Source organism: Metabacillus sp. GQ13 (assembly GCF_059758525.1).
Genome location: NZ_JCAXET010000010.1, coordinates 73,145 through 85,964, shown reverse-complemented (window position 1 = coordinate 85,964; position 12,820 = coordinate 73,145). Strand labels below are relative to the sequence as shown.

The window sequence follows — 12,820 nt, the reverse complement described above, 5'->3', positions numbered from 1 at the left end:
ATTGATTAAAAATAGATATGTGTTAAAATTTTAATCGAATAAGTCCGAATTAATTAAAGGAGACTTTATGATGGTTAATCAATTAGTATTTGCTGGAATAGCATCATTTCTGACTGTATTGTTATTAACACCTTTCGTAATAAAATTAGCAGTCAAAATCGGTGCAGTTGATAATCCAAACAATAGAAAGGTTCATAGTAAAGTTATGCCTAGGTTGGGTGGATTAGCCATTTTTATAGGTGTTGTCGTTGGCTTTTTTGTTGCTGGATTACATGATGAAAAAATTGTCTCAATATCAATTGGGGGTATCCTCATTATTATAATTGGGATATTAGACGATAAATATCAGTTATCAGCAAAAAGTAAATTTTTAGGACAGTTAATTGTGGCAGGAATAATTGTTAATTCTGGGCTTACGGTAGAATTTCTAACTATACCACTGGTCGACAAATTTGATTTAGGGTATTGGTCAATACCTGTAACAATCTTTTGGATTGTAGGAATAACGAATGCGATAAATTTGATAGATGGACTTGATGGTCTTGCAAGTGGAATCTCTGCAATAAGCATTGGAACAATTGCAATAATGGCTGGTATGAATGATAAGGTATTAATTCTGACATTAGCGATTATCATTTTTTCGAGTACAGTAGGATTTTTATTCTTTAATTTCCACCCTGCTAAAATTTTTATGGGAGACACGGGAGCCCTATTCTTAGGGTATAGTATATCAATTCTATCTTTATTAGGACTATATAAAAGTGTTACACTTTTTAGTTTTATTATACCTATCATTATTTTGGGCGTGCCTATTTTTGATACATTATTTGCTATTATTAGGAGGCTTGCAAATAAAAAGCCTATCTCAGCACCTGATAAATCACATCTTCATCATCGTTTGTTAGTAATGGGTTATTCACATCGAACAACAGTATTAATTATTTATGCACTTGGGATTTTATTTAGTGTTGCAGCATTGATCGTGAATACTTCTACAATGTTTGTTACAATACTTATCGTTTTAGGATTACTGATCATTTCACAGGTTATTGCAGAAGTTATTGGTTTAGTAAATGAACGATATAAACCATTTATTAAGTTTTATAAACGTGTTTTTGGAAAACAATAAGAAATGCTGTAGGAGTACCTACAGCTTTTTTTCAATACAGATGAATATGTGGTGAAAAGGAATGAAAAAAAAGGTTCTAGTACTTATGACAAATCGTTATCCCTATCCTCCTGGAGAGGAATTTATTTTTAACGAACTAGAAATGATCCATCAAATGTTTGATGAAATATTGATACTACCTATTAACAGTAATTATTCACCAACCATACCTAAAGAAAGGCTAGTTAAGTCGAATATCAAAGTATGGGAAAAGGAAAATAATAAAGAAAATACTGGTCATATCTCAAATGCCTTACAAACATTAATTAATCCACTCGGATTGAAATGGATTATAAAGGACTTAAGGAGAGCGCTAAAAAAGAATATCAAGGCTCCATTAATACTGATAAATTGGGTCTCAATAGCATTATCCCTACTCCCGGACTTGAAAATAATTCAGAACCAGTACAATACTGAAGAGAATGAACTTTATTATTATTCGTATTGGTTAACACCTTCAGCTCTTGCTCTTTCAATGTTGAAAGGAAAAGAAGAGATAATAGCAATTTCACGTGCTCATGGCGGAGATATATATGAAGAGAGACATAGCTCTAATTATCTTCCGTTACAAAAAGAAATGATCTTAAGTTTAGATAAGGTTTTATCGATATCGGAGAATGGATATAAAACCTTATTGTCTAAGGGTGAAAACCTTGAGGGGAAATTAGATATAAGCCGTCTTGGTACTATAGGAGTGAATCTAGGAAGTAATAAAACCTTTCATGACCAAGAAATACATATTGTTTCATGTTCATATTTGAAACCTGTCAAAAGAATACCTTTACTTGTTGATGCACTAAAAATGTGTAAGCATCAGGTTTATTGGACACATGTAGGAGATGGGGAACAACGCAAAGACATTGAAAAGGCCCTAGAAAACCTACCTGAACATATACATGTTGACTTAATTGGAAACATGTCAAATAAAGATGTATTAAAATTATACAGTGATCAATCATTTGATCTCTTCATTAATGTTTCAGAAAGTGAAGGTATACCAGTTACCATTATGGAGGCATTTAGCTTTTCAATACCTGTAATAGCGACAGATGTTGGTGGAACCTCTGAGTTGGTAAATAATCAAAATGGATTTCTTATTCCAAAGGAGATTTCTCCTAAGGATTTAGCAGAAAAAATTGATGAATTTGCAGCTCTAACTCTTAGAGAGAAACTATTTAAAAGTAAGGAATCGTTTAGAACGTGGAATAAACACTATAATGCGGAGAAAAACTATAAGGAGTTTGCTTCTTCCCTCCTCAGACTAGGTGATTCTGATGAGTAAAAGTAAAAATAGCTTTATATCTAATAGTATTATTACGTTTTCTAGGCAGTTAGGAAGTATAGTTATTGGACTAATCCTTTTAGTTATCTTAACCCGATATTTAGGTACAGATGGCTATGGGGAATACACACTGATAACCTATTTACCATTAATGCTACTAACATTTTTAAATCTCGGACTAAATTCATCAACAATTTATTTTGTTAGCAGGGAAGAGGTAGATCTAAACACAGCATTTAATACAAATGTCTTTTCTGCCCTTTTTCTTGCAGTTATTAGTATAATAATTGGTGGAATAAGTATAATCATACTTGCTAATACCAAATTTCAATCAATAGACCCACTATTAATTATCCTAAGTCTGCTTGCGCTCCCTTTTATGTTGTTAATGACTTTTCTACAAACTATTTTTCAAGGGCTTCAAGACTTCAAAAAATTTAATACGATTTTGTTGATTCAACAGACTGTAACTGTAATTTTCGTAGTTCTGTTTGTTGTTGTATTCAGACTTGACATACTTGGGGCTGTTTTCGGATTTATTTTAGGGTATGTCTTCTCAGTATCTTATGCTTTATATTATCTTTATAAAGTATATAATGTTTCCTTAAATATAAAGGAATACTCTTTTCCATTTCTAAGGAAATCAATAAAATATGGATTAAAAGCACATATTAGTAATATGATGACGTTTCTAAATTATCGTCTTGATATTTTTATGATCGGTTTTTTTCTAAACACAGGTGCAGTTGGCCTCTACTCAGCAGCAGTGAACATAGGTGAAAAACTGTCTATTTTCTCACAAGCTATTTCAAGTGTGTTACTACCAAGGATCGCGTCATTAAATGATGAGGATAGTCGAAATCGGATCACTTCTTTAGTTTCAAGAACGATTGTTATCTTTATTATCTTATTATCAACTGCTGTATACTTTATATCGGATTATCTTTTCCTTCTATTTGATGAATCCTTTAGTGAAAGTTCAAAGGTTTTGAAAATAATGTTAGTTGGTTTAGCTGCATTAGCTGTTGAAAAAATTCTATCTAATGACCTTGCTGCTAGGGGGAAGCCAGAGATCAACATGTACGTCTCAATTTTTAATGTCATTTTCAATGTGTTACTCAATATATACTTAATTCCAAAGTTAGGAATTTATGGAGCGGCTTTAGCTACAACCATTTCTTATACAGTTAGTTTCCTAATAAAAGTTATTATTTTTTCGCATGTGACAAAAATATCCTATAAGGATTTTCTCGTTTTTACAAAAGGTGATTTTCAGCTTTTTAAGAATATTGTTCAGAACACACTATTTAAGAGACTGAAAAAAGGTTAAGATCAAATAATCACCGATTTATAGTAGATTTAAGAAAACGATTATGGAAACTAAATTGAAGTGATTTTAAAAAAGTAATAAAATTGTAAAACAACTGGACTATGTAAATGGATGACAATACGATAAAATGATTATTGTGATACTGAAATAAGAAAGGATAAGATATCCTATGATTAAATTTGGAATTGTTGGATGTGGCCATATTGCTAAAAAGCATGTGGATGCTATTAAAAATGCAGAAGGTGCTGACCTGGTTGCAGTTTGTGACACTGTTGAGGAAAGAATGACTGAGTTTCTTGAAAATGACCGTGTTAAAGGATACACAGATATCGATGAACTTTTACAAGATGATTCTATCGATGTAGTGTGTATTTGTACTCCTAGTGGCTATCATGCAAATCTTGCAGAGAAGGTTGCTAGTTCAAAGAAACATTTAATAGTTGAAAAGCCTATAGCATTAACTTTAGATGATACAGATAGAATTATAAGTGCATGTGAAGAAAATAATGTAAAATTAGCAGTTGTTCACCCAAATAGATTTAGACCAGCCATGATTTTAGTAAAAGAACTGGTGGATGAGGGTAGGTTTGGAAAATTAAGTCATGCAAATGCAACTGTTAGGTGGAACCGAAACCAAGAGTATTACGACCAAGCCCCATGGAGAGGAACCAAGGCACTTGATGGTGGGGTTCTTATGAATCAAGCTATACATAACCTAGACTTGCTAGTATGGCTAATGGGTGATATAGATGAAGTATTTAGTATGGATGCCACTAGACTAAGAAAAATAGAAGCTGAGGATGTATCCACAGGAGTAGTACGTTTTAATAATGGTGCACTGGGTGTAATCGAGGCAGCTACAACAATATACCCGAAGAACTATGAAGAATCGATTAGTATTTTTGGAGAAAAGGGATCAATAAAAATTAGTGGTGCAAATGCTATTTTTATTGAACACCTTGAACTAGAAGGTTTATCACAAGATGAGAAAAATCATCTTATTAAGTCCATTCAAGATAACCCATTTGGTAAAACTGGCCATCAATGCATCATAGAAGATATAGTCCAAGCTATTAATCATGATAGTGAACCAGTTGTAACTGGTGTTGACGGAAGAAAGGCTTTAGAATTGGTTGTTTCATTAAATAAATCAGCAGAAACCAATTTGCCTATTAAATTCTAGTTGATATTAATTATTTAGATCTAACTAAAAGGATAGTGAGGAGATCATCATGAGTAATGTTAAAGATAATAAATTAGCTATTGAATTGTTAAGTAAAATAGAGGATAGATCAGCAACTATTGGTGTTGTAGGTCTTGGTTATGTAGGCCTACCATTAGCTGTTGAGAAAGCAAAGGCAGGCTATCAAGTAATTGGTTTTGATGTTCAACAAAAACGAGTTGATATGGTAAATGAAGGTATCAACTACATTGGAGATGTAGTTGATGAAGAGTTAAAAGAATTAATTGCAGCGAAGAAAATAATTGCTACAACAGATTACTCGAAAATTAGTGAAGTAAATGCTGTTGCCATCTGTGTACCTACACCATTAGATAAATATCAGCAACCGGATACATCATATGTAGAAAGTTCAGGTAAGGAAATATCAAAGTACTTACACTCAGGTATGCTTGTTGTATTGGAAAGTACAACTTATCCTGGAACTACGGAAGAGGTTTTAAGACCGATTTTAGAAGGAAAAGGCTTTAAAACAGGGGAAGATTTCTTTCTTGCATACTCTCCGGAACGAGTAGACCCGGGTAATAAACATTACAATACTAAAAACACACCAAAGGTTGTTGGTGGAGTAACTCCTGCATGTACTGATGTAGCTGGTGCATTATATAGTAGTGTTCTCGATGGTGATGTACATCTAGTATCTAGCCCAGCGGTAGCTGAAATGGAGAAGATATTAGAAAATACTTTCCGTCACATAAATATTGCGTTAGCAAATGAAATGGCTATCTTATGTGATAAAATGGGAATTGATGTATGGGAAGTGATTGATGCAGCTGCATCAAAACCATATGGATTTATGCCATTCTATCCAGGTCCTGGATTAGGAGGACATTGTATTCCGATTGATCCATTCTACTTAACATGGAAAGCTAGGGAATATAATTATCATACAAGATTAATTGAGATTGCAGGTGAAATTAATAACTCTATGCCTGAATTTGTTATTGATCGAACGATGAAAATGTTGAACCAAGACAAGAAATCACTAAATGGATCAAAAGTTGTTGTACTAGGGTTAGCCTACAAAAAGGATATAGATGATGTCCGTGAATCTCCTTCATTGTTGATTATAGAAGAATTGGAGAAATCAGGTGCAGACTGGATACCTGTAGATCCTCATGTTAGTCAGTTTAAATTTAGAGGTAATAATGTAGAAACAGTTGAGCTAACAGAACAATTATTAAAAGAAGCTGACATTGTCCTTGTCACAACTGACCATACTGAGTTTGACTATAAGCTAGTAGCTGAAACAGCTCAATCTATTTTTGATACACGGAATGCAATGAAAGAGTATAAGCATCTTTGTAAAAAATATGATCGGTTATAAAACAAATGAACCAGGCCCTATGGTCTGGTTCTCATTTGAGAATAAAAAGGAAGTTGATTATGTATAAAGTATGCCATTTAACCTCCGTACATCCTTCAAAGGATATTCGGATCTTTTACAAAGAGTGTGCATCATTAAAAAGAGCCGGTTTCGATGTAACACTTATAGTAGCGAACGGTGAAACTGAAGTAGAAAATGGTGTGAAAATAGTTGGCGTTGATGGAAAAGGTAGTAATCGTATAAGCCGAATGATTAAGAGCATTAAGGCTGTATATAAAAAGGCAGTAGAACTAGATGCTGATTTGTATCATTTCCATGATCCAGAGTTAATGTTTGTCGGTCTGCTTCTAAAAAGTAAAGGGAAAAAGGTCATTTATGATGTTCATGAAGATGTGCCTGAACAAGTATTATCAAAGCAATGGATTCCCGGTCCATTACGATCACTGATTTCAAAATTAGTAAAAGCAACAGAGAGGTATTCATCTAAGAGATTTGATGGTGTCGTTACAGCTACACCAACGATAAATAAACGATTTAAAACGTATAATAATCAATCTATTACAGTACATAATTTCCCTATATTGGAAGAGTTAATTGATCCACAATTAGACTTAGACAACAAAGAGTATAATCATACCGCACTCTATATAGGTGGCATTACAGAGCTGAGAGGGATTTATGAAATGGTTGCTGCTGTTGGATATGTAAATGAAAAACAACCATTTGTATTGAAGCTAGCAGGGAAGTATGCCCCAGAGTCACTCGAAGCTGAGGTTAAGAAAAGCGAAAACTATAAATACGTTGACCATTTAGGATGGCTGTCTAGAAAACAAATCAAAACTGAATTAGAAAGTGCCTTAGTAGGTCTCGTTACACTTAGACCAGAACCGAGATATGTCGTTTCTTATCCTATAAAAATGTTTGAATATATGGCTGCAGGTCTTCCAGTTATTGCCTCTAATTTCCCGCTTTGGAATGATATTTTAAAAGGTGAAAACTGTGGAATTAGTGTTGATCCACTACTCCCTGAAGAAATTGGTAAAGCAATTAATTGGTTAGTGGATAATCCCGAAGAAGCTCGATTAATGGGCAAAAATGGTAGAAAGGCAATTATAAACAAGTATAATTGGGAGCATGAGGCAGAAAATCTAGTACAAACTTATAAGAAGCTCCTTCCTACCAATCAAGGTGATAGGCAATGAAGATATGGATATTAAACCACGTAGCTTTAAAGCCAAATGAAAAAGGTATAACAAGACATTATGATTTAGCTAAATATATGGTGAAAAGCGGACATTCAGTTCGGATATTCGCAAGTAGTTTCCTTGCTTATCTATTTAAGTGGAGAGATCCTTTAAATAAGAATTATTCTGAAAATGTAAATGGTATTGAGTTTGATTGGGTTTGGACCTTACCTTACAAAGGAAACGGACCGAAAAGAATATTAAATATGATCAGCTACTTCTTCACTACCATATTTCGTGGTGTTTCTAGTAAGGAAAAGCCAGATGTGATAGTCGGATCGTCGGTTCATTTATTTGCTTGTTTAGCAGCATATGTTTTAAGTAGGGTGAAAAAGAGTAAATTTATTGTAGAAATTAGAGATCTTTGGCCAAAAACATTGATTGATTTTGGTGCTATGAGTAAATATCATCCAGTGGCTATCATGTTTGGGATGATTGAGAAATTCGTTTATAAAAAGGCTGAAAAGATTATTGTTACTCTCCCAGGAGCACATAAATATATTACAAGTTTAGGTATCCCAGAGGACAAAATTCACTTTATACCTAACGGAATTGATTTTGAGAGAATTATTGACCAAAATACGTCTTCTTCGTTAACAGAGGAGATTGAGATAATAAGGAAGAGTTTTCCTAAAATTGCTATGTATGTTGGTGCACATGGTATAGCAAATTCTTTGTCGACAATTATAGAGTCTAATCAGTATAGTAGGAGAAAGGACATTGCTTATATATTTATTGGAGAAGGTCCTGAAAGACCTAATTTAATAGAACAAGCAAAGAAATATAACAATATCTTTTTTCTTGATGCGATACCAAAAGGAGAGGTTCAATCAACTTTAGGGTTGGCTGATGTCTTGATGGTCTCAATGCTAAAAACAAAGTTATATCAGTATGGTATAAGTTTAAATAAGTTAAATGATTACCTATTATCTGGAAAGCCAATACTCTTCGCTGGAGAAGTATACAATGACATTGTGGTTGCGTCAGGAGCCGGGATTACGGTACCACCTGAAGATTCACTTGCATTTGCCGAAGGATTAAATGATTTGCTAGAATTAAGTGTCGAGGAAAAGCAATCTATTTCAATAAAAGGTTACCAATATTTAGACGAGCATCATAATATTGAAAAGTTAGCCAAGAGATTTTTAAATGTTTGTCAAGATAACAATACTTTAAATGAAAAAGTGAGGTCAAAATGATGAAAGTACCTATGTTAGATTTAACAGAACAATATCAAACACTAAAACCTGAGATTACTATAGCTTTGGATGAAGTAATGTCTAGTGCACACTTTATTCTGGGTAAAAATGTAAAAAAGCTAGAGTCGGATGTTGCGGAATTTAGTAGAGTGAAGCATGGTGTAGGTGTTGCAAATGGTAGTGATGCAATACATATATCTCTTTTAGGATGTGGAGTCGGTCCTGGTGATGAAGTAATTGTTCCAGCGTTTACTTTTTTTGCAACAGCAGGGGCTGTAGCTCGAGCTGGCGCGACACCAGTTTTTGTTGATATTGATCCAAAAACATTTAATATTGACCCAGACAAGGTTGAAGAAGCTGTTACAAACAAAACTAAAGCTATCATTCCTGTTCATTTATACGGACAAATGGCAGATATGGATCGCCTAAGTGCTATCGCCAAGAAGCATAATCTTGTTATTATTGAGGATGCAGCTCAAGCTATTGGAGCACAGTACAAAGGGAAAACAGTAGGAGAATTAGGAACAACTGCGGTATATAGTTTTTTCCCTACTAAAAACTTAGGTGCTTACGGTGATGCAGGTATGATTGTTACGAATAACGATGAAATTGCAGAGAAAGTAAGTGTGATTCGAGTACATGGTAGTAAACCTAAGTATTATCACAATGTTTTAGGTTACAATAGCAGATTAGACGAGTTACAGGCAGCAATTTTAAATGTTAAATTCCCACATTTAAATGATTGGAGTAAACAAAGAATTGAAAGAGCAAATAGATATACAAAATTCTTAAATGAGGAACTTAGTGGTATCGTAACGACTCCTTTTGTTGAAGAGCATAATTATCATGTATTCCATCAATATACACTTCGTGTTCCCAACAGAGATGGTCTACAGGAGTATTTAAAAGAGCAAGGTGTTTCAACAATGATCTATTACCCTAAGCCACTGCATTTGCAACCAGTATTTTCTGATCTCGGTTATAAAATGGGAGATCTGTCAATAACAGAAAAGGCAACAGAGGAAGCAATTTCACTACCAATGTTTCCTGAACTAAAGAAAGAACAACAAGAATATGTTGTTGAAAAAATCAAGGCATTCTATAATAAGTGAGTTGATTAAATAATGAAACCTTTAGAAATTGGCCAAAATGTAATAATTAAATCAAATGTTGAATTTGGTGAAAATGTTAGTATAGGAAATAACGTGATCATTTATGATGGTGTCAAAATTGGTAGCAATGTAACAATTCAAGATAATGCGGTAATCGGTAAACAACCTGCAAGAGCAAAGAATTCAATTCTACCAGAAATAAAAACACTGCCACCAACTATCATTGGAAATGGCTGTACAATTGGGACATCTTCTATTATCTATGCTAATGCAGAATTAGCAGACGATGTATTTGTTGCTGATTTAGCAACAATAAGAGAAAGAGTAACAATTGGTCATAAAACGATTGTAGGTAGAGGAGTAGCTGTAGAAAACGACTGTCATGTGGGAATTAAATGTAAATTAGAAACTAACTGTTATATTACGGCTTATTCCGAAATTGGTAATCATGTTTTTATAGCCCCTTGTGTCGTAACAACGAATGATAATTATATGGCTAGATCTAAAGAGCGGTACGGTAAATTCAAAGGCATCACCATTAAAGATGGCGGGAGAATTGGAGCGAACTCAACGATCTTACCTGGAAAGGTAATAGAAGAGGACGGTACGGTAGCAGCGGCAAGTGTAGTGACAAAGGATGTAAAACAAGAAGACTTTGTTCTAGGAGCCCCTGCAAAAGTATTTAAAAAAGTTCCAGATAACCAACTACTTAGAAATCAAGAATAAGGCTGTCTCACTACAGCCTTATTTATTTATGGAGTGAGTTTTATGCAAGTAAAACGACTGGCTACACAATTGCTATGTTCTTTATTAGGTGCTTTTTTGTTGGCATATATATTACATAGTAAAGTGCAATTTTCTGAAATTAATGATAAATTTAAGCTTGCAATTGTTATTACAAGTATTATCGTCTTTTTTATTTTATATAAGAGACTTTTTTGGAATTACAACTTTATGAGAGCATTATCATTTTATTTGCTTATAGCTTCTACTTTTATAGGCCCTGGATTAGTAAGTGTTTCTATTGGTCCTTTAAGCCTTTTTCCTTTTAGAATCCTGCTTGGAATTACCATGCTTTTTATTATTTATGATTTTTTCAAGAAAGAGAAAAGCATTTCAATTATGCAATATCCGGTTTGGCCTATATTTACCTTTCTTGTATTTTGGTTTTTATACGGAATTTTGTCATTAAGTTGGGCGTTTTCTATATCAAATGGAATTAAGGATTATCTATTTCTGGTAAGTGGTTTATTACTTATCTATATCATTGGCATAAATTTTTATAAAGAAAAACAATTTATAATGTTTTATGGCATATGGATCATAATGGGTATCGCTTTAATCCTTTTAGGGTTAGTCAATCATTTCTTACATTTGCATCTACCTATATCAAGAATTAGCACGGTAGCAGCTTATCAAAAACATATACCAACTGCTGTTTTTGTGAATGAAAACGATTATGCAAGCTTCTTATCAATTACTATTTTCTTTATGGTATCGCTATTTTTCTATACGAAATCCTGGCTGCTTAAACTGGTAGGATTGTTTGGGATATTCACTTCGATTTATTTAATAATAATTACTGGATCGCGTGCAAATTTACTAGCTCTAATTTTAGGTTTTATAGTTTGGTTTTTATTGATGATGAATGTAAGACAAAGGCTAGCATCAGTAGCAATGTTTATTCCACTCTTAATCACTTTCATAATCACGCAGAGCCAAAGATTTCAGACATTATTTTACTCTCTATACAATCAAATAGAAAGTTTATTTGTAAAAGGGGATTCTGTTCAAACATCGGTTGATATCAGAGAAAATCTACTAAGAAACGTAAAACATTTTATCGAAAGTACCTTTGGTTTTGGAGTAGGACCTGGTAACGCAGAAGTTTATATGAGAGATCATTTTATCTATTCTACCTCCGGTGATGTTAATATTCATAACTGGTGGGCGGAGATTTTTGTCGAATATGGTGTACTTATATTTATAGGCTATATTTTAATGTTCATCTATCTAATGTGGAATTTAATAAAAATTAAAAGGAATTCAGTAGATCGAAAAACTAGTATGATTTCTAGTGCATTATTAACAAGTTTATCTGTTTTTACTTTAGCCAGTATTAGTCCAAACTCATTTATGACGCTAAATTATAACTGGTTATTGATAGGATTTGCTTTAAGTTATATAAACTATAAAAAGGGTTTTAAAATGGAGCGTTACGGAGGTATGAGGACATGAAAGAATTAGCAAACGATATATTTAAACGAATTAAACGACTTTGGATTTTACTAATAGCCCTTCCTTTGTTAACCGGAGGTATCTCATATTATTTAGAAGCAAAAATACCACCTAGTTACACAGCAGAAGCGAAAGTAAACTTAGGAACTTTTGAGAATGAAAGATTAACTAATGCAAACGAAATGGCTGGGCTTTTAAAAAACAAGAAATATTTAGAAGATAAGATACTACCTCTATCAGATTATGACGGAGATATTGAACCTGGATTAATTCATGTTTCTGTTGATAGTACGGACGTGTTAAAATTCACAGCTACAAGCGGAAATAAAGAGATTGTTGAAAACACAGTAAGTTCTATTGTTAGTGGGTTCCTAGCTAAAAGTGAAGAAGTGTGGAATGAAAAATTTGTATTATTTACTAATTATAAAAAACTAGCAGCAGAAGCGGAGGATGTTAATGGAGCAAACCAAATTGACATAATAACCAAATATGACTCGACACTAACAAACCTTAAGAATGGAAAAACAGAGCTGTTAGAACCAGTATCATCAAATGAAAATTTTAATAACCCATTATCTCGAGCTATTTTTGGTATATTAATTGGGATTATGCTTGATATATTAATTCTCTTTTTGCCAGAACTTTTTAGAAGTAATAGTAGACTAAATAAATAAAAAGCA

Annotated in this window: 11 protein-coding genes; all 11 read left to right on the top strand. The window is 33.2% G+C overall.

The window, feature by feature from the left end; translation table 11 throughout:
- Nucleotides 1–70 precede the first annotated feature (70 nt).
- The 11 genes from AC6CHR_RS13860 (at nucleotide 71) to AC6CHR_RS13810 (ending at nucleotide 12,814) form a co-directional block, all read left to right on the top strand.
- Complete coding sequence (locus tag AC6CHR_RS13860) at nucleotides 71–1,129, top strand: glycosyltransferase family 4 protein (protein ID WP_498249523.1); 1,059 nt, start codon at nucleotides 71–73, stop codon at nucleotides 1,127–1,129.
- Between the two features lie 61 nt (nucleotides 1,130–1,190).
- Entirely contained in the window at nucleotides 1,191–2,450 is a 1,260-nt protein-coding gene (locus AC6CHR_RS13855) for a glycosyltransferase (protein ID WP_498249521.1), read from the top strand.
- Nucleotides 2,443–3,780, top strand: coding sequence for a flippase (locus tag AC6CHR_RS13850; RefSeq protein WP_498249519.1), 1,338 nt, complete (start codon nucleotides 2,443–2,445; stop codon nucleotides 3,778–3,780). The genes AC6CHR_RS13855 and AC6CHR_RS13850 overlap by 8 nt, the downstream gene beginning before the upstream one ends.
- A gap of 169 nt (nucleotides 3,781–3,949) precedes the next feature.
- Nucleotides 3,950–4,963 (top strand): Gfo/Idh/MocA family protein, encoded by a 1,014-nt coding sequence (locus tag AC6CHR_RS13845; protein WP_498249518.1) that lies wholly within the window; start codon nucleotides 3,950–3,952, stop codon nucleotides 4,961–4,963.
- Between the two features lie 49 nt (nucleotides 4,964–5,012).
- Nucleotides 5,013–6,347, top strand: coding sequence for a nucleotide sugar dehydrogenase (locus tag AC6CHR_RS13840; RefSeq protein ID WP_498249517.1), 1,335 nt, complete (start codon nucleotides 5,013–5,015; stop codon nucleotides 6,345–6,347).
- A gap of 59 nt (nucleotides 6,348–6,406) precedes the next feature.
- Nucleotides 6,407–7,549 carry a glycosyltransferase family 4 protein gene (locus tag AC6CHR_RS13835; protein WP_498249516.1) on the top strand — a complete coding sequence of 381 codons (1,143 nt, stop codon included), beginning with the start codon at nucleotides 6,407–6,409 and terminating at the stop codon, nucleotides 7,547–7,549.
- Nucleotides 7,546–8,790: a glycosyltransferase family 4 protein gene (locus tag AC6CHR_RS13830; protein WP_498249515.1), complete on the top strand. Its 1,245-nt coding sequence runs from the start codon at nucleotides 7,546–7,548 to the stop codon at nucleotides 8,788–8,790. Before AC6CHR_RS13835 ends, AC6CHR_RS13830 begins: the two co-directional genes overlap by 4 nt.
- Entirely contained in the window at nucleotides 8,790–9,902 is a 1,113-nt protein-coding gene (locus AC6CHR_RS13825; RefSeq protein WP_498249514.1) for a DegT/DnrJ/EryC1/StrS family aminotransferase, read from the top strand. Before AC6CHR_RS13830 ends, AC6CHR_RS13825 begins: the two co-directional genes overlap by 1 nt.
- Before the next feature lie 12 nt (nucleotides 9,903–9,914).
- On the top strand, nucleotides 9,915–10,628 hold the full coding sequence (locus AC6CHR_RS13820) for an acyltransferase (RefSeq protein WP_498249513.1): 714 nt from the start codon (nucleotides 9,915–9,917) through the stop codon (nucleotides 10,626–10,628).
- Nucleotides 10,629–10,670: 42 nt separating this feature from the next.
- The gene (locus tag AC6CHR_RS13815; protein WP_498249512.1) at nucleotides 10,671–12,140 is read left to right on the top strand and encodes an O-antigen ligase family protein; all 1,470 of its coding nucleotides are present in this window, start codon (nucleotides 10,671–10,673) and stop codon (nucleotides 12,138–12,140) included.
- Nucleotides 12,137–12,814, top strand: a complete 678-nt coding sequence (locus tag AC6CHR_RS13810; RefSeq protein ID WP_498249511.1) for a YveK family protein — start codon at nucleotides 12,137–12,139, stop codon at nucleotides 12,812–12,814. The genes AC6CHR_RS13815 and AC6CHR_RS13810 overlap by 4 nt, the downstream gene beginning before the upstream one ends.
- The last annotated feature ends 6 nt before the right edge of the window (nucleotides 12,815–12,820 follow it).

Coding starts and splice junctions, on each gene's coding strand:
- AC6CHR_RS13830 (WP_498249515.1), top strand. CDS start 7,546: ATGAAGATATGGATATTAAACCACGTAGCTTTAAAGCCAAATGAAAAA.
- AC6CHR_RS13835 (WP_498249516.1), top strand. CDS start 6,407: ATGTATAAAGTATGCCATTTAACCTCCGTACATCCTTCAAAGGATATT.
- AC6CHR_RS13840 (WP_498249517.1), top strand. CDS start 5,013: ATGAGTAATGTTAAAGATAATAAATTAGCTATTGAATTGTTAAGTAAA.
- AC6CHR_RS13820 (WP_498249513.1), top strand. CDS start 9,915: ATGAAACCTTTAGAAATTGGCCAAAATGTAATAATTAAATCAAATGTT.
- AC6CHR_RS13845 (WP_498249518.1), top strand. CDS start 3,950: ATGATTAAATTTGGAATTGTTGGATGTGGCCATATTGCTAAAAAGCAT.
- AC6CHR_RS13810 (WP_498249511.1), top strand. CDS start 12,137: ATGAAAGAATTAGCAAACGATATATTTAAACGAATTAAACGACTTTGG.
- AC6CHR_RS13825 (WP_498249514.1), top strand. CDS start 8,790: ATGAAAGTACCTATGTTAGATTTAACAGAACAATATCAAACACTAAAA.
- AC6CHR_RS13815 (WP_498249512.1), top strand. CDS start 10,671: ATGCAAGTAAAACGACTGGCTACACAATTGCTATGTTCTTTATTAGGT.
- AC6CHR_RS13860 (WP_498249523.1), top strand. CDS start 71: ATGGTTAATCAATTAGTATTTGCTGGAATAGCATCATTTCTGACTGTA.
- AC6CHR_RS13850 (WP_498249519.1), top strand. CDS start 2,443: ATGAGTAAAAGTAAAAATAGCTTTATATCTAATAGTATTATTACGTTT.
- AC6CHR_RS13855 (WP_498249521.1), top strand. CDS start 1,191: ATGAAAAAAAAGGTTCTAGTACTTATGACAAATCGTTATCCCTATCCT.